Consider the following 18381-nt stretch of genomic DNA (forward strand, 5'->3'; position numbering starts at 1 on the left):
ATTTGACACATATCTTTATTAGAACCACGCTGAAGATAGGGTTTAAATAATCTCTGTGACCTGCGGAAAAATATTCAATGCAAAACCATACTCCTTTATATGATATAGGCGTTATTGGGCTAGGTGTGATGGGCAAAAACCTTGCGCTAAACATCGCTGACAACCAATACCGTGTCGCCGCTTTTGACCTCGATGAAAATAAGATCCAAGCAATTATCGAACAAGAGAAAACTGAGCGAGAAGCCAGCAAGCAGGCTGCGAGCCCTGCACGCGTTCTTGGGTGTAATAATCTTTCTGAAATGTTATCTAGTCTCGAAAAGCCGCGTGTAGTGGTACTTTCTGTCCCCGCTGGTGCGCCAGTTGATGGTGTATGCAGTGCGCTAATCGATGCTGGTATCGAGTCTGATGATATCGTTATCGATACAGGTAACAGCCTATGGACGGACACCATTGAACGTGAAGCGCGTTACGCGGGCAAGTTTAGCTTCTTTAGTTGCGCTGTTTCTGGTGGCGAGATGGGGGCTAGATTTGGTCCATCTTTGATGCCAAGTGGTGATGTTAAAGCTTGGGACAGAATCAAACCTATTTGGGAGGCGATTGCCGCTAAGGTTGACGCTAAAACAGGTTTGCCAATTGAGCGCCAAGAGCCAGGCAACCCTGTGACTGAAGGTGAACCCTGTACCACCTATATTGGCCCTGCAGGTTCTGGTCACTATGTCAAAATGGTACATAACGGCATCGAATATGCCGATATGCAACTGATTTGTGAAGCTTACCAGCTGCTTAGCGACGGCTTTAACATGACCGCTATTGAGATTGCAGAGCTGTTTGATACATGGAATAAGGGCAGTCTAAATAGCTACTTGATGGAGATCAGCGCCGAGGTATTGAGGCAAGATGATCCAATCACAGGTAAGCCATTAGTTGAGATGATCCTCGACAAAGCAGGGCAAAAGGGCACGGGTCTTTGGACTGCAGTAAGCAGCCTACAGATAGGTTGTCCGGCACCGACTATTGCTGAAGCCGTTTATGCTCGTGCTATTAGTACGCAAAAGTCACAGCGACAGGCTTTGAGCTCGTTGCTCAAAGGTCCACTGTCTGAGCAACCTAGCTTAGCAGAGCGTGAAGCCTTTATCGCTCAATTAGAGAATGCACTCTACTGCGCTAAAGTCGCATGCTATGCACAGGGCTTCCAGCTGATGGCGATGGCAGGAAAAGAGAAAGGGTGGAATTTAGACTTTGCTGAAATTGCTAAAATCTGGCGTGCAGGTTGTATTATTCGCGCTAAGTTTTTGCAATCGATCACTCACGCTTATCAGGCGGCCGAAACTAGCGGGGTCCAATTGGATAACCTACTTATGGCAGAAGCATTTAGCTCTGCATTGTCAGAGAAGCAACTTGATTGGCGTAAAACGGTATCAAGCGCTGTGATGAAAGGTATTCCAGCTCCTTGTATTAGTTCGGCTTTAGCCTATTACGATAGTTATCGCTGTGAAAACCTTCCTGCTAGCCTGCTACAAGGTCAAAGAGACTTTTTTGGTGCACATACGTTTGAGCGCACCGATAAACCAGCGGGTGAGAAGTATCACCTTAACTGGAGTAGTGCAGCGCGAGATCTCATTAAAGTGTAATGGCTTCAGTGAATCTTAATTAGCACCTAAGACATTATTGTTAGTAAAAGCTGTTAGTAAAAGCTGTCAGTAAAAAGGCTTCCCGCGGGAAGCCTTTTTCGTATCTATTACTTGTTATCAAATAGACTAGAAGTCAGCATCGACTTGAAAACTCATCGGCTCTTTTGTGATCGGGTGGTTTAGCGCTAACAGCTCTGCGTGTAGGTGCAGCCTATTGGTTTTCTTACCATAAAGATCGTCACCAAGAATAGGCATATTAAGCCCATCAGAATGTGCACTGTGAACCCTTAATTGATGAGTTCGGCCAGTTTTAGGGTACAGATAGACTTTAGTTTGCTTGTTTTTACGTTCGATAACCTGCCAGCGTGTTTGTGCAGGCTTACCATGTTCAAAGCACACGAGTTGTCTTGGCCTATCATCAAAATCACCTCGCAGTGGTAGAGTGATAACTCCCTCATCCTGGTTGAGTTCACCAGTTAGTAGTGCGACATAGCGCTTCTTAACTGTGCGTGAAATAAATTGCTTTTGTAGACTCTTATTCGATGCTTTATTAAGTGCAATTACCATTAAGCCAGAAGTAGACATATCGAGACGGTGAACGATTAACGGGCCAGTCGCCTTAGGAAACATCAGCTTGATGCGTGAATAGACTGAATCCTCAATATTTTTTCCTGGTACAGACAGAAATTCAGCAGGCTTATTGATCACCAACATATCATCATCTTGGTAGATGATATCGAGCTGTTTCCCCGCTGCCGGGTTGCTTAGTAATGGGTTTTCATCTGTGGGCAGGCCATCTAACATATGCCCTAAAATAGGCTGACATTTGCCCTGACAAGCACCATAAAAGTTCCTGTGCTGCCTAATTTCAGATTTTGGCGCCACGCCCCACCAAAATTCAGCCATAGCAAGAGGTGTCATGCCATTTTTAAAAGCAAAGTGAAGTAGCTTTGGCGCCGCGCATTCACCTGATCCTGCTGGTGGTATTTTATGTACCGTTCCTTTAAATATCTCTCCTAAGCTTTGCAGCTCTCCTTTGATATTCAAGAAGCAGTATTCATCAAATAGACGCTGCTGAAGGGCGGCTGACATGGTCTTACGTTGCTGCTTTAACTCTGTTAAGCGGCCACTGAGCCGCTCAAGTGAGGACTTTGCATCGGAGAGTCGTTCATCCCAATAGTGGTTAAGCGTCTTAAGTTGATTTTTGTCCTGCACGCTTTCACGACTCATTTGAATACCGAGTTGTTTGAGTGCCGCTTCATCGAGGGACTCACCTGCTGCTCGTTGCTGTTTTCTATGTTTACGGTTTTCTATCATCAAGGCGCGATGAGCGGCTATTTGCTCTTGTGCTAACAGTGTTTCATCGGCAAGTATTGATTCACGCTGCGCGAGCTCAGGGTCGGCTTTAAGCGTATTAATTTCAGCATTAATAAGGTTGATTTTGGCCTGCTCTGGTGGAAAGAAGCTTCCCTCTGCCAACATATCAAATACAGGTGGCACGAAGTGAGGCAGCAGGTTTTGATCGGCAAGCTTGCCAGAAAATGCTGATAGGTAGCCCAGCTCACCTCGGCTATTTTTAACCAGCAATACACCAAACATCTTACCCAATGCACCTGTTGCTCCAGCATCTAGGGTCAAGTCATTAGCTTCATGTAAACCTAAGCCTTTAGCTTCACATAAACCAAAGTCATGCTGCCACTCATTTTGAGTTTGTAGATGTTGTTGTAGCTCACTGGCTGCTAATAAACACAGAGGGTGAGGCTCATAATAGAATGGAAAGGTGAAGCGCTCCGGCAGGGTAAATTCTGAGGTCGGTGCTTTAAATGGTGTAAAACAATCTTCTGGAGAGTACATCTGCTGGTCTTTTGTCTGGGTAACTATGAACGTTTAGCGCTTGTAGTGCAGGCCTCATTAGAGCCCAATGCGTTCTATTGGCGATCAATGTCGATATAAAGTGAGCTGATTTTAACCTTTCGCCCATTAGATATCACCTTGCAATGGCATAAATTGCAGTTTTTGTTTTGGAGGTGTGTTTGAAGGTTATATTTCAGCGCAACCTGTCGCTTGCTTTGGGCTAATGTGTAAGAAACATATCGGTATGCTGACGCTTGGTTAAGTAGAACGTCTATTTGGGTCGATCATCGATTTCATCCATGAGGTCTACGCCTCAAGCTCACTTGTACCTGATTATCACTCTCTTCAATATGACTATATTACCTTAGAGTTAGGTTTTGCTATCGGCACTATCGGTATGGGTATTAATTAAGCATCTGACTAGCCTAATGAACGTATTCAAGCAGCTTACAATTTCTCACCCAATAAATACCCCTCATGTGTTTCAAGGTAAAGCGGGAATTTAGTCATCGCTTTTGAAAACAGTGGGCTATCTAAGTGATTTTTAAGCCAGGCTTGAAGCTTGGGATAGGGGGCTTGCAAATACCACTGACGGTCGACTTTGGCAAACTGACGCACAAAGGGGAGTAGGGCGTAATCAACTAAGCTTGGTGACTCACCAAAGATAAATTGATGTTGGTTTAAACGTGCTTCAAGCTGGACAATAAACTGTTCACATTCTTGCCTGTCATCTATTTCTGATGCTTTATGGTAGCGTTTGGCGTTTTTGTATTGCTCAAGCTGAGGCTTAAAAACTTTATCGTTGTGCTCAATCATTACGAGCATTTCAGCTAACAGCTCTGGCTGTTTAGCAAGTAGTAGATCCATGGGATCATTGATTTTTAACGCCCACAGCATGATATCTAGACTTTCATCAATAACTGATACCGTTGAAGAAAAGGCCTCAGTTGCAGAACTGTCAGCAATAACGAGTACCGGCACAGTGCCTTTTGGCGAAAGCTGCAGCATCTCTGCAGGCTTGGTCTTCATAACAATGGCCCGCACCATTACAGCTTGCTGCGCTAGCAACAAGCCGAGGCGAGCTCGCATGGCATATGGGCAATGTTGTAATGAATACAGTATTGGTAATGCCATGTTACATGTAACTCCTGTTTATAGCCCTTGCTTGTATTGTGCATTGGTCGATATCTCAACCATAGCCTTGAGTTGTGCGCTCGCAGGGGCAACTGATTGAACGCTTAAGGTTTCTCTCTGTTGAGGCGTATTGTCGAGTAGTTGCTCAAAATGCTCGATGAGCTGTGTTTTATCAAGTTTAGCCTTAGAGCCTGAACCGATGTCTGTGAGGTCGATAAAAAACTCATCGAATAGATCGCTGAAATCTTCAATCACATCTAGGTTTAAAAACTGCTCGTGGTTATAGATGCTTGGGTAACCGCCTTTTTGCTTATCAACAGCAAAAGAGACCCCTTTGACATTGGTAATCGTGGTCGCTTTCTCACATCGCTGCATACAGCCATCTTCGATGCTCGGTTTATTACAGCCCACAGTTTGCTGGAAGAAACACTGCCTGCTGGTCATCATCAAGATCGGATGATAGACACTATAGAGGAGCTTAAAGCCTTCGGGACGCTTGATATTGCGCATCTGCATTCGGTTGATCTCGTTAGAGATAAAAGCGCCGGCGCAGTTGAGCTCTTCTTGAAGTGTTTTAAGTGCGTAGGAGTTAGTAGTATTCAGCAGGGGGCCTGCAATCCACTCTATACCCATCTCAAAGGCTTTATAGGCAACGCCAGTATTATTACTGACTATACGTTTAGGCTGAAGTGCTTCAAGCAAACGTACTGCAGACGCATAATCCTTACCAATTTGAATCGCAGGAAACCAAGGGATTAGTTGAGGATTGCGCTGTAAAATATCGATAAATTTCGTGCAGCCGCGTTTATAGCTTTCGGGTAGCTTAAAGTAGATATCGGCATCAGTGTGCTCTGCTAGGTAGGCGTCACTTTCATCACTGATCAGTATTGATAATCTTGGCTTTGCAGTGACTTTTTCTTGCTGTTTTAACTTTGGCACATCAACAGGGGCTGCTATCTCTACTGAATTATTGAGCAGAAATGCCAGCTGGTTTTTGAGTGCTGTTAGTGCTTTAAACGGGATGCTTAAACCTAGGTCTAGCTCACTAAAGTCAAAAGCTGTAATGTCATAGTCTACGTTATTAATGTTTTTAAAGCGCTTCTCAAGCGTCTGTTGATCTAATGCTGATTTTTCTACTGAGATCAATGTAGCGCTTGAGCTTACCGTAAACACCTTATCTTTAGAAGATTGAGGGTCTTTAGGAGATTGAGAGTCTTCAAATGATTGTGGAGCATTAGATGCGATCGTTGCCGTGACTGTTAATGGTTCATTGAGCTTGGCTTTAAATGAAAGAGTCAAAGCCTGCTTATCGATATTAAGGTGCTGCACTTTATCTTTTAAGGTCAAGCCTAGCTCATTTTTATCGGCTCTAAGCTCTTGCCTGACTTCCTGGATCTGCACCACTGAAATGGCGTTGCTTTTGTCAATTGCATGTTTAACGCTGTGATCTCTAGGGTTATCGATAAACATCGATTTGGTCAGATCACCCTTTAAAAATGAGTTGGTGAAATCTCGGTTAAACACTTTATGAAGATTTGCGTCATCTTCTAAAAGCTGCCCTGTTTCAACAAAGCGGTTTATCTGTTTACGCCAGCTGTCGACTACTGTGTAAACATAATGGGCACCTTTAATGCGTCCCTCAATCTTAAGTGAGTCAACTTTTGCTTCGACAAGTTCAGGCAGGTCAAAATAGGCTGAGTTATCTTTGAGGTTTAATGGGTACTTGTTACCCGCTTCTGTTTCTTCATACTCATCACGGCATGCCTGACTACATCGCCCGCGGTTACCTGAGTTACCGACACTGACGGAGCTTGAATAGCATTGACCAGAAAAGGCGATGCATAGCGAGCCATGTACAAACACCTCTGTAAGTAGGTCATGTTGATGGGCAAGTGCAGTGAGAGAAGCCACCTCAGCTAAGTTTAATTCTCGAGACAAGTTCACTCGAGAAGCACCGACTTTTGCAAGAAACTCAATCTGGCCTTCGTTATGGGTCGTAAGTTGAGTTGAAGCATGAATATCTAGGGTAGGAAAGTGGTGCTTCACTAGATTAAACAGACCTAAGTCTTGAACTATGATGCCGTCTAGACTGGTATTAACCAGGTGATTGAGCAGCTTAAACAGTGCAGGCAGTTCTTGCTCTAAAATGACCACATTAATGGTCAGAAAAACTTGGCAATTGTGCTGGTGTGCTAATCTGAGTACGCCACAAAGTTGGTCAAATGAGAGGTTCGCTGCGCGGTTACGGGCATTAAAGGTGTCTAACCCACAATAGACGGCATTTGCACCGGCAACAATGGCGGCTTTAATGGCTTCGACATCACCGCCTGGTGCTAATAGTTCTATTTTCTGACTCATCTGTGACTCACTTTTGTGTACTGACTGCTTAATATGCTGAAATAAATATGCTGATATTTTTTTGAGGGGCGATTTTACCCGCATCCACTCAGCATTGCCATACATTAGGAGAGGACGATTTATCAGGGGACAGAAATTGGCTATCAAATAATGATTGGCTAACGAGGCTGATTTAGTCGCTACATCGTCATATCAAGGTGAATTATGGTCATCTTCATTGAAGGTATTTGATTTAGTGTGTGTGAGTGATTAGGTTCAATTTTGGATAGTTACAGACTAGGACTAAATAATACGCCGTGTGCCAGCGTAAGACTGTGGCAATACTTGGTCGTATTTGAAGCTAAGACGCATGACATATAAATTAGAGTTTAAACAGACCCTGACCCATGATGAACAACAAGTATTGTGGAGCGGTATAGAGCAAGCAACGAGCTCGAGTGTTGGTCACACAGGGAGAAATGAGCTGTGTTTCCTGTTGCGAGATCAGCATGGCGTTGTAATAGCTGGGGTACAGGGAAATTGTGACAACTGGGGCTGGCTTTGGATCGATTCATTGTGGGTGTGTGGGTCTCTGCGCGGGCAAGGTATGGGTAAGCAGTTGCTGCAGACTATTGAAAAGCGCGCGATAAGTCACGGGTGTACACATTCACACTTAACCAGTTTTACCTTTCAGGCAGTGGACTTTTATCTACGGCATGGTTATAGCATATTTGGTGAGTTGCCAGATTATCCTCCAGGTCATAGCCGCTGCTGGTTAAAAAAAGCCTTAGTTTAATTAAAAGGCTCCTGACACAATGATGCTCCTGTGAGCCTGTAGTGTAAGCGGTAATCTATGCTTCAATCTGGGCAGTCTGACTGAGTCGTTCGTTTTTCAGCCCATTGCCTTTACCTATCCTCTATCGCTTTCGGTACAGATATGAATGCTATATCATGCAGCGCTATTTTAGGTCGTAGGGTCATCAAGTTTGCAATCTTTAGCAGCATTAGAAAATGGGCAGTTAGCATCAGTAACACGTTTACAATTAGCTGAAAACCTCACTGAATTTCCACAGGCTATCTTTGAATTAGCCGATAGCTTGGAGGTGCTGGACCTTTCTAATAATTGTTTATCAAGCTTGCCTGACGATTTTGGCAGGCTTAAAAAGCTGAAAATCCTATTTTTATCTAATAATCTGTTTGAAACCTTGCCTAAGGTACTCGCTGATTGCCCTTTGCTTGAGATGATAGGGTTTAAGGCAAATAAAATAGTATCAGTTGCAGAGTCTGCTTTACCGATACAGACTCGCTGGCTTATCTTGACCGATAATAGAATCGAGTTTTTACCTGAGTCTATGGGGCAACTTCATCATCTGCAAAAGTTAGCGTTGGCGGGCAACAGGCTAAGCAGTTTGCCAAGCACTATGTCCAGTTGCAAAAGCCTTGAGCTAGTCCGGCTCTCTGCTAATCAATTAACGCACATCCCCGACTGGTTACTGCAATTACCTAAGCTTGCTTGGTTGGCGTTTGATGGTAACCAGCTGCAGGCCCCTGAAGAAGCCGCTTGTGAGTCATTAAACATGCTCAAAGTGAAGATGTCTGACATCAGTTTATCTGAACAACTGGGTGAAGGGGCATCGGGCATCATCTATCAAGGCCGTTGGCTACATCAGCCTACGAGTTTGCTTGGCACTAATACAGACGTTGCGGTAAAGGTGTTTAAAGGAGAGGTGACGAGTGATGGCTACCCTGCAGATGAACTTGCTTGTTGTTTGCAAGCGGGTGAACACCCAAACCTGATTAAAGTTGTGTCGCAGATAAACGAGCAAGATAAGCTTGGTCTTGTTATGGAGCTTATTCCTGCTAGTTTCTTTAATTTAGGCTTACCCCCATCTTTAGTGACCTGTACAAGAGATACCTTCAAGGCTGATACTCAGTATAGTGCTTGGACAATCGCTAACATTTCACGGCAGATGGCCTCGACCATGGCGCACCTGCATCAACAAAAAGTCAGTCATGGGGATCTGTATGCTCATAACACTATGATTAATACACAAGCAGATATGCTATTTGGTGATTTTGGCGCAGCAAGTGATCTGTCTGGACTTCCTTTGTTACAACAAGAGGCGATGGAGGCCATTGAAGTGAGAGCCTTTGGTTGTTTACTCGATGACCTACTCTCCGTATGTCCAGAGGGGCAGAGTCATCAAGCGATGAGTGGTGAACGAGGTGAGTCAAAGGTTCATTTAATTGACGCTTTAATAGGGCTATGCACGCTTTGTATGAATGATGAGATGGGGCTTAGACCTACTTTTTGGGATATAGAGCAGAAGCTAACCGCTGTATTAACTGCACACAATCAGACTACTCAAGCTTGTTAATAAGTCGGTAGCTAAGCACGATTAAGTGAATTGCGAGCAGCCCTGTAAAGCTGATGCAGAAAAAGAGTAGTGCGATAGACTCAACACTTTTAGTATGCCCACTGTAGAGGTACCACCACAACGGCCAACTAATAAGTGACAATATACAGAGCTGCCACATACAGCTCTTACAGCGGCCTATTTTTTGTTTAAATAGTGAGGTTTTACAATCAACACAAGCCATTGTTGCTCCTGTTGCCGCTCTCCCAGTCATTTGTTTTACACGAAGAGCGGTTATGCCAAGCTAGCTTGTTAGTTAAGGAGGCTAGACAAAAAGTAGCCCGAGACTAAATAAGCCGCTAAAGATCATCGTCAATTTAGCGGTTCGACCCAGAAGCGGATTTAATGCTTCTCCTGAGGTTACGCTGAAATCATTATTTAATCGACGAGCAAATATAAGTGCTAAGCCAGCAATCAATACAGGCATTCCTGGGAGAAAACCGAGAAAAAAGCCACCAATTATGAGCGCGAAAGGCATATAAACAAAGGCTTGATACAGAACTCTTGCCTGTCCAATACCGATACGTACAGCGAGTGTCTGCTTACCCGCCTTAAGGTCGGTGTCTATATCTCGAGTATTATTGACGAGCATTATTGCCGCATTGAGTGAGCCTATCGCGCAGCCTAAAATCCAGGCTGCGGTGCTGGTTTCTCCGGCTTGCAGAAAGTAGCTACCTACAACAGCAACAAGACCAAAAAATACAAACGCTGCAACTTCACCTAACCCATGGGAGGCGAGAGGGTAAGGACCGCCACTATAGCCTAATGCGCCCAATATCGCTGCAGCGGCAAGAAAGGCAATTGGCCAGCCACCATGGTAGATGAGTGATGAGCCGACTATCAGAGCCAGTATTAAACATAACACCATGGCATTACGAACTTTCTCTGGGGCTAAAAGTCCACTTTGTGTCACGCGAACTGGGCCAAGGCGCTCATCAGTATCTACGCCACTTTTAAAGTCAAAATAGTCATTAGCCAAGTTCACTGCTATTTGCAATAAAAGTGCACATAACATGGAGGTGCAAGCGATGATAAAAGTGAATTGCTCTAACTGTAGTGCCAGAATATTACCGACCAAAAGGGGCCCAATAGCCGCTGGCAGTGTACGTGGCCTAATAGCCAAAATCCAAGGGTTCATTTACTTGTTTCTTCAGGAGGAGCATCAAGACTAGAGATGCTCGATAACAATTATTGGCGGTATCATATCAAGTTTCTATACCACGATGAAGCCTTGTACAGCTTAGCAAGCCTTAACGTGACTGATATCAACTGGACTTATTTAAAACCTCTTAATTTTTCAGCGTTTTTTTGTGAGTTAGGTATAAAAAATCAATTTGAATTTGTTATCCAGTTCAAAGAATTAGCTGTATATTTATGTTTTTATAACTGTTCTTAGCAAGCTTGCTAAGCCAAACCGGTAAAGTATTGCTCTCACATATACATGCAAATTTATTTCATGTTTATCGCAGTTTGAGGCTATTCATTGAGGAAAAGTATCGATGCGTTTTGATAATCAAGTTGCTGTAGTGACGGGAGCAGGCTCTGGGTTAGGCCGGGCGTATGCATTAGCACTGGCCGAACGTGGCGCCAAGGTGGCATTAATTGATTCGGGCTGCGCAGAGTCTGAATGCCAACAGACATGCCCTAGTGGGCTAAGAGATAGCTATAAAGCCGTAAAAGCCTTGGGTGAGCCATCGCTAATGTTTCATCTTGATGTTTGTGATATTGAGGGGGTCAATCAAGCCATCGATGAAATTGTCGCCCTTTGGGGTAGAGTCGATATTCTCATCAATAATGCTGGTATTCATACCGCTTGCGATTTTGATAATTTAACCACAGATATGTGGCATCAACAGCTTAATACTGACCTAAACGGCAGCTTCTATATGACAAAGGCCGTGTGGCCCCATATGAAGCGCCAAGATCACGGGCGGATCATTATGAGCTGCGGTGCCAGTGGCTTGTATGGTGATATGTATGAAGCATCCTATAGTGCAAGCAAGATGGGGCTAATTGGCTTGGTGAACAGCCTCAGCTTAGAGGGGGTTGATTATAATATTATGGTCAACAGTATTACTCCCCATGCACTGACCTCAATGACAGAGCATCACTTAGCGACATCCGTTAGGCCACTTTTTTCTAAGCCCTCTATCACTGCTTGCATGATGTTTCTTTGTAGCTCTAAAGCGCCCAGTGGTCAGCACCTTCTCGCTGCTGCTGGGAGCGTGAGCCATGGACAGTTTGCCGAGTTTAAATCTTGTTATTTCCCCGGTGCCACATGTAAACCTGAAGCGATAGCGAGCAATTGGCAAAACATTCATCAAGCTCAGCCTGTAAAGTTACACAGAAGTGGAGAGGAGCAAGTACTCGCTTGGGCGCAAAGGGGGGCTGGAGAGCGTCATATTATGATTGAGTGATGGCGCTTATCTGATATTTTTTACAGGCATAACTCTAACTTTTGCTCGATTTTTGCTTGCTCTCATCTGTCTGACGGGTAAATCCCTAGCTTGAACCCTCCGACCTGAGTTAAGCTGTATTCTCATTGAGTACAGGGTGGTGATTAATTTGAGTCAGGTTTTAAATGATCTATTATCTTTGCTCTCTTTAGAGCAGATTGAAGAGGGCTTATTTCGTGGGCAAAGCCAAGATCTTGGCTTCGGTCATGTCTTTGGTGGTCAAGTGATGGGCCAAGCATTAAGTGCTGCCAAGCAAACCGTTTCAGCTTCCCGCCTGGTTCACTCTCTTCACTCCTATTTCCTTCGTGCTGGTGATGAAAAACTGCCGATAGTTTATGATGTTGAAGTGATGCGAGATGGCGGTAGCTTTAGTGCAAGAAGAGTAAAAGCGATTCAAAAGGGACGGCCAATATTTTATATGACCTGCTCGTTCCAAGAGGCTGAGCTAGGCTTAGATCACCAAGCCAAAATGCCCGAAGTTTCTGGCCCTGAAGGATTACTTAATCAGCAAGAACTGGCGATGACATTGCAGGATAAGGTTCCTCAAAAAATGTTAGAGAAGTTTATGGCGGATGCACCGATTGAGATGCGCTTGGTGGATGCGTGTAATCCTATGGTTCCTAAGGTCGTTGAGCCCAAACGTAATGTGTGGATTAGAGCAAATGGCAATGTTCCAAAAGAGCATTCTGCCCATGAGTACTTGTTAGCTTATGCTTCTGACTTTAATTTTCTCGTGACTGCTGCACAACCTCATGGCGTTTCAATCTTGACACCTGGCATGCGTATGGCAACCATAGATCATTCTATGTGGTTTCATCGACCGTTAGACTTAAATGATTGGCTGCTCTATAGCGTGGACAGCCCAAGTGCGAGCGGTGGCAGGGGGTTTGTTAGGGGGCAGTTTTTTAACCAGAAGGGAGAGCTGGTGGCCTCAGCAACACAAGAGGGCTTGATGCGCATAGTCTCATCAAGTTAACTTCATCAAATTAGTCTCAAAATTAATCCCATGAATTAAGTGGCATAAAATAGGTCTACATAAACAGGGAATAAGTTGAAGGCTCGCTTGAGCTATTTTTTTTGTGAATTTAAAGGTATTGAGATGTTAGTCATGTTTAAAAGAATACTCGTATTATTGGTTTGCGCTGTTTCGCTCTCGGCATGTGTCACTGTGCAGGAGGAGAAACCTGTTATCGTTAATGGTGCTGCTGGGTATTTAGAGAAGATCACCTTGCCGCAAGGGAGCTCTATTACCATAGCGATTATCGATATGGATACCCCGGGCGCCATCATAGCGCAGAAGAGTTTTGATATTGCCAGAGCACCTGTGCCATTTAAATTTATCCTACCTTCAGAAACGGTTGAAGATAAGGTTAACTATGGCGTAGTCGCTATGATCTTGTACCAAAATCAGGTGATCTTTCAAACCTATGACAGATTCCCAGTGATCACTAATGGTAAGTACACTACTGAAGTGCTAATGAAGGCGGTACGTAAGTAATACCAGCTTCATTAAACAGTAAACATAGATAAAAGGAGCTTAGGCTCCTTTTTTTATGGGCGAATAAACTTGCGTTCAACGGGAGTGTGAGCCAATTTCAACAACTTGTTACTTGATTGTGAATATTGTATGCAATATGCTGGTGTTAACCTATTCACATGGAGTGTCTTGTGCGATTTATTGGTAGTCATCAAATTATTAAAACTGAAGAATCATCAAACTGGCTTGAGGCTGAGCGTCGTCTGGAACAAGAGACGGGGGCCGAACCGGGGCTTAATCCGAGCATTGGTAATAGCTCTACTCAACTTAATATCGCCGACTCTCCCGAGCAATCTGTGACTCGAGAAACAAGAGTTACACCGCAAGACATTCATGCTCTATTATTGTTAGTTATTGGTTTGATATTTCTTATGATTAGTGGCTGTGAACTCGATAATCGTTCAGCTGTTCAGCCCAAAGAAATCGCCCCAACTAAAGCGCAACCGAAAGCGGTAAACCAGTTTAAGTCTTACTGGAAATTAAGTGAAAATGGCATCAAATGGTCAGTGAACTCACCTCATCACGATCAGCTAGAAATGAGTGGGTTACAAGTATCAGCCGTTATTGATTATGGGTTAAGTACTGAAGGAGCGCTCATTCTTGAGAAAACCTTAGTCTGGCCTATGCTGCGTACTTTGCCAAATGATACCCATGCGAGTTTGATCCGAAAATTTTCTAATCAGCTTATGCCCAATATCTACATTGATGGAAAGCAGATCCAAGCTCCCGCTCTTAAAGAGGTGATATTTGATGGCCAGTTGACACTTATTCAGATGCTTAGCCCTGCGGTAAAGTTAAGCCGTACGCTATCGGTTCACCCGAGTGAACCTGCATTTATCGAACGCTGGCAGTTTGACAATAATAGTGAAAAGTTGCTTGAGTTACGACTGACCGAAGTCAACGACTCTGAAGTTACTCCATCAGATCAAGGTGAGTATGGTAGTTATCAAATATCAGTAAACTCAGATGAGTTAACGACAAGCCTGCAACCTTTCGATGGTGAGGAGCATTTCATTGTTTACAGTGCGAAGCTTGTTGATGAGATGCTTTATATTGAGCCTGCGTCAGCCATTAATCAAAGAGCAGATCAAGTAGAAGCCTGGCGCAATGCGCTTAAGCTTGAAACGCCAGATGCAAAGATTAATCAGATGTTTGAGTTTGCAAAAATAAGGGCTACGGAGTCGATTTTTGCAACCCGTGGCGGCTTAGCACACGCTCCTGGCGGGACTCGATATTATGCGGCTATTTGGGCCAATGATCAGGCAGAGTATGTGAACCCTTTCTTTCCCTATTTAGGTGACAGGAGAGGTATAGAGTCTGCAATAAACAGCTTCAGTTGGTTCGCTAGATATATGAATTCTGAGTATAAACCTCTGCCGTCTTCGATTATTGCTGAAGGAAAAGATATTTGGGATGGCGCTGGCGATCGTGGAGATTGCGCCATGATTGCCTACGGAGCCAGTGATTTTTCATTGAGCCTTGGCGATAAAAATGTGGCAAGGCAGCTACTGCCATTGATCGATTGGTGTCTTGAGTATAATCGGCGTCAGCGATTGGAGAGTGGAGTTATAGCGAGTGATAGCGATGAGTTAGAGGGCCGCTTCCCAGCAGGCAAGGCAAACCTAAGTACCAATATTTTAGCCTATGGTGGCCTCATACGTGCCGCACGTGTAAAGGCTGCACTCGGTGAGCCCTCAGATAAACTACTTGAGGAAGCTGCATCACTTAAATCAGCCATTATTGAATACTTCAGTGCAGAAGTAAGTGGTTTTCAAACTTACCGGTATTTTGATGGCAATAGTAAACTCAGATCTTGGATTGCACTGCCGTTAGCTTTCGGTATTGATGCAAACAAACAGGGAACGATAGATGCGTTACTCTCTGAAAAGTTATGGACAATAGATGGGTTATTGACAGAGGAGGGCGATACAACCTTTTGGGATCGATCGACCTTATATGGTTTTAGAGCCTTAATGAAAGTCGGTGAACTTGAACGAGTCTGGCCCTACTTTGAGCATTATAGCTACAAACGTTTGACTGGTGAGCATGTCCCTTATGCTGTCGAAGCTTGGCCTGAAGGAGAGCAAAGACATTTATCTGCCGAAAGCGGGCTATATGCCAGGGTTATTGTTGAAGGCTTATTTGGTATTGAACCTATTGGGTTTAATGAGTTTCTGTTAGCGCCGCGCTTGCCGGCCCATTGGGATAGTATGTCCCTTCGAGAGATATACGCCTTTAATGGGCCGTTTGATGTTGAGATAAATCGTAATGGTAAAACCCTATCCGTTAGTATTCTGATTCAGGGAAATGTGGTACAAAGCTTTGATTGGGATGGCTCTTCTCCCATCACTGTAAAGCTTTAGCTTAACTCCTGAGGTGGGAGCGCTTTTGAAGCCCCCTTTATTGAGGGACAGCGAGTTTTTTGGGCTATAGATCCCACCTTTTCGATAGTCAACATTTAGCCTGGGGGTTACTTGGGAACAAGATTGGAACATGAGTATCAAATGGAACTGTGGCTGAAACAGGATCCATTGAGAATGGAAGCGGTTCATTTTGCGGCTCAGTTAAACCTGCCTCAGTGGTTATTGTCGGCGGGTTTCCTTAGAGATCTTGTTTGGGACAGACTACACCAACAAACGCCACAAGAACCGCCACAAGAATCAAGCAATCAACTTAATGATATCGACTTAATCTATTTCGATCCTGACGAGCTCAGTGAAGCCCAAGAGAAGATCTATGAAGCTCAGTTAAAGCTATGGTCACCGCACCTTCCATGGTCGGTGAAAAACCAGGCTAGAATGCATATCCGCAACCAAGATGAGCCATATATGAGCTGTGAGCATGCAATGAGTTTTTGGCCTGAATGTGAAACGGCGGTCGGCGTCCATTTTAGTGAGCCAGATAATCAATTTATTTGGGTGGCCCCATTTGGTTTAGACAGCCTGTTTAGCTTAGCATTAACCCATAATACTAAGCGGGATATCTCTCTGTTTAATGCAAGAGTGACTCAAAAATCATGGTTAACACGTTACCCTAAGCTGATTCTTCGCTAACTTTTCCAGCCTTTCTTCCTCCTTTATCCTCAGTTTAGCCTGTGAAAATGTATAAATTTCACATCCACACACCTCTTTTATTTGTTACTTAACTGTTAATCGTTATTGACGGCACTCTTTCATCTCCAGTTCAGCGCATTGGGTAAGCAGATTTATGTAAATGAGATGTAGGTCATAAAATCATAAGGTGCATTGTCAATATGCTTTATAAAAGTGTGACAGAGGTCAATACGCTGTACTCATTAGTGAGTATCTGTGTGGTTTGTTGATTTGGATCAATTTGTTGCGCGTTTGAATCTGGCAGGATGCCCGCAAATGTAAAGAAGTTAATAATAAAAAACGTATTTGTGTTGTATTGATGGAGTAGTATGATGAAAAAAAGTATCGTTTCAGGCCTAATCGCTGCCGCCCTACTATCGACAGGTTTCGCCTCTTCAGTTTCCGCTCACCAGGCTGGTGATTTTATCTTCCGTGCTGGTGCCGTAATGGTTACCCCTAACGAATCAAGCCAGAATATCATGACACCAGATCTAGGCGATTTAGGTGAGTTCTCTGTGAGTGATAATACTCAGATAGGTTTGAATTTCGGTTATATGTTGACTGATAACATAGGTATCGAGCTACTTGCAGCGACACCTTTCAGTCACGATATCTCAATCGCTGGTGTGGGAAAAGTTGCTGAAACTAAGCACCTGCCACCAACCTTAGTCGCGCAGTATTACTTCGGCTCTTCAGATTCAAAGCTACGCCCATATATCGGTGTTGGTGTTAACTTCACTAACTTCTTTGACAATGAAATTACTAATGATGTTGATGGAAGACTGTCTGATCTGAGTATGAGTAACTCATGGGGTGTTGCAGGGCAAGTTGGTATCGATTATCAAATTAACAGTAACTGGCTAGTAAACGCATCAGTTTGGTATGCGCAGATAAGTACTGATGCTAACTTCAACTATACTTTTGATGATGCTGGCACTGCGACAACTGTACCTGTAACAATCGAAACAGATATTAACCCTTGGGTTTACATGGTAAGCATCGGTTATACGTTCTAAGATTTTCTTAGTAGTAAAAAGATAGCTGTCAAAAAAGGAGCCAAATGGCTCCTTTTTAGTTTTAAGTGTTTAGTTAGCTTTCTTCGCCGCTTTTTCTGCTTGGCGTTCAGCTTTGGTCTTCCAGTGGCGGGTATTATAGATAAACTCAGGCAGTAACTTGGTCAACCAAGCAACCAGTCGCCAGCGTTTAGTCACATAGACCTTTCTCTTTGCCTTTTGCATCGCTTTAATTATTTGGCTGGCAACTTCACCAGGTGGTGATAACCAGAGTTTACTTTTTTGCATAGCCGCTTTATCAAGTAAGCCGAGCTGAATATCTGTGATGGTAATTGGTAACTTCAGACGCTGAGCATGCATGCTCAAGCCTTCAAGATAGTTTGTCGCAAAGGCTTTTGAGGCATGATAAGCCACACTAGGGCCGCCACGCAGTCCCGCAATAGAATTTATGGCGGCAAGTTGGCCATAACCCTGCTCACGAAATAGGTTGAACGCAGTATTACAGATCGCGGCATAGCCTTGTACATTAACAGTGATCATATCCTGCTCAGGCTGCCAAGGAAGCGCTGCATCGTAGCTATTTAAACCTGTATTAACGAGTAGCAAGTGTGCTCCGCCCATCTGCTGCCACACCTCATTAATGGTTGAGATAATAGCTTGAGGCTGTTCTATTTGCAGTGGGAACAGTTCGGCTTTAGTTGGCAGTGAGTCGGCAAACTCTTTCAAAGAGTCGGGGTTTTGAGCAAGCAACGCTAATTCAACACCTTGGTCGGCAAGTTGTTTAGCGATCTCACGGCTTAGTAGTGAGCTTGCGCCCACAATTATGGCTGTTGCTTGTGACATAGGACTGTTCGACTAGAATTGGGAGACCTATGATAGGGAGATATCTAATTTAGAACAAGATATATAG

General features: G+C 44.0%; 15 protein-coding genes. 9 read left to right on the plus strand and 6 right to left on the minus strand.

What is annotated here, in order from left to right; genetic code table 11:
- Positions 1-77 precede the first annotated feature (77 nt).
- Positions 78-1631: an NADP-dependent phosphogluconate dehydrogenase gene (gene gndA, locus BM736_RS02665; RefSeq protein ID WP_076408269.1), complete on the plus strand. Its 1554-nt coding sequence runs from the start codon at positions 78-80 to the stop codon at positions 1629-1631.
- A 126-nt stretch (positions 1632-1757) separates the two neighbouring features.
- Here gndA and BM736_RS02670 read toward each other — a convergent pair whose 3' ends face one another.
- The 3 genes from BM736_RS02670 to BM736_RS02680 all read right to left on the minus strand — a co-directional run bounded on the left by BM736_RS02670 (position 1758) and on the right by BM736_RS02680 (position 6977).
- Positions 1758-3485, minus strand: coding sequence for an RluA family pseudouridine synthase (locus BM736_RS02670; protein ID WP_076408271.1), 1728 nt, complete (start codon positions 3483-3485; stop codon positions 1758-1760).
- A gap of 447 nt (positions 3486-3932) precedes the next feature.
- Positions 3933-4619: a glutathione S-transferase gene (locus BM736_RS02675; protein WP_076408273.1), complete on the minus strand. Its 687-nt coding sequence runs from the start codon at positions 4617-4619 to the stop codon at positions 3933-3935.
- An 18-nt stretch (positions 4620-4637) separates the two neighbouring features.
- Positions 4638-6977, minus strand: a complete 2340-nt coding sequence (locus BM736_RS02680; protein ID WP_076408275.1) for a peptidase U32 family protein — start codon at positions 6975-6977, stop codon at positions 4638-4640.
- 349 nt (positions 6978-7326) lie between these two features.
- Here BM736_RS02680 and BM736_RS02685 point away from each other — a divergent pair, with 349 nt between their 5' ends.
- A complete protein-coding gene (locus tag BM736_RS02685; RefSeq protein ID WP_076408277.1) occupies positions 7327-7752 on the plus strand; it encodes an N-acetyltransferase in 426 nt (141 codons plus the stop codon).
- A gap of 190 nt (positions 7753-7942) precedes the next feature.
- Positions 7943-9334: a leucine-rich repeat-containing protein kinase family protein gene (locus tag BM736_RS02690; RefSeq protein ID WP_076408279.1), complete on the plus strand. Its 1392-nt coding sequence runs from the start codon at positions 7943-7945 to the stop codon at positions 9332-9334.
- On the opposite strand, the gene BM736_RS02695 is transcribed toward BM736_RS02690, so the two are convergent.
- The gene (locus BM736_RS02695; protein ID WP_076408281.1) at positions 9318-9557 is read right to left on the minus strand and encodes a DUF3624 domain-containing protein; all 240 of its coding nucleotides are present in this window, start codon (positions 9555-9557) and stop codon (positions 9318-9320) included. The genes BM736_RS02690 and BM736_RS02695 overlap by 17 nt on opposite strands.
- Before the next feature lie 81 nt (positions 9558-9638).
- A complete protein-coding gene (locus tag BM736_RS02700; RefSeq protein ID WP_076408283.1) occupies positions 9639-10511 on the minus strand; it encodes a 1,4-dihydroxy-2-naphthoate polyprenyltransferase in 873 nt (290 codons plus the stop codon).
- A gap of 361 nt (positions 10512-10872) precedes the next feature.
- On the opposite strand from BM736_RS02700, the gene BM736_RS02710 reads away from it, so the two are divergent.
- The 6 genes from BM736_RS02710 (at position 10873) to ompW (ending at position 17474) form a co-directional block, all read left to right on the plus strand.
- Positions 10873-11790, plus strand: coding sequence for an SDR family NAD(P)-dependent oxidoreductase (locus tag BM736_RS02710; RefSeq protein WP_076408289.1), 918 nt, complete (start codon positions 10873-10875; stop codon positions 11788-11790).
- A 148-nt stretch (positions 11791-11938) separates the two neighbouring features.
- Positions 11939-12805 carry an acyl-CoA thioesterase II gene (gene tesB / locus BM736_RS02715; protein WP_076409852.1) on the plus strand — a complete coding sequence of 289 codons (867 nt, stop codon included), beginning with the start codon at positions 11939-11941 and terminating at the stop codon, positions 12803-12805.
- A 123-nt stretch (positions 12806-12928) separates the two neighbouring features.
- On the plus strand, positions 12929-13327 hold the full coding sequence (locus BM736_RS02720) for a YbaY family lipoprotein (RefSeq protein WP_076409854.1): 399 nt from the start codon (positions 12929-12931) through the stop codon (positions 13325-13327).
- 170 nt (positions 13328-13497) lie between these two features.
- On the plus strand, positions 13498-15729 hold the full coding sequence (locus tag BM736_RS02725) for a hypothetical protein (protein ID WP_083699800.1): 2232 nt from the start codon (positions 13498-13500) through the stop codon (positions 15727-15729).
- 141 nt (positions 15730-15870) lie between these two features.
- Positions 15871-16419 carry a nucleotidyltransferase family protein gene (locus BM736_RS02730; RefSeq protein WP_076408291.1) on the plus strand — a complete coding sequence of 183 codons (549 nt, stop codon included), beginning with the start codon at positions 15871-15873 and terminating at the stop codon, positions 16417-16419.
- Positions 16420-16787: 368 nt separating this feature from the next.
- Positions 16788-17474: an outer membrane protein OmpW gene (gene ompW / locus BM736_RS02735; RefSeq protein WP_076408293.1), complete on the plus strand. Its 687-nt coding sequence runs from the start codon at positions 16788-16790 to the stop codon at positions 17472-17474.
- Positions 17475-17543: 69 nt separating this feature from the next.
- Here ompW and BM736_RS02740 read toward each other — a convergent pair whose 3' ends face one another.
- Positions 17544-18314 (minus strand): SDR family oxidoreductase, encoded by a 771-nt coding sequence (locus BM736_RS02740; RefSeq protein ID WP_076408295.1) that lies wholly within the window; start codon positions 18312-18314, stop codon positions 17544-17546.
- Positions 18315-18381: the final 67 nt, after the last annotated feature.

The sequence above is a fragment of the Shewanella sp. UCD-KL12 genome (assembly GCF_001957125.1).
Classification (GTDB): Bacteria; Pseudomonadota; Gammaproteobacteria; order Enterobacterales; family Shewanellaceae; genus Shewanella.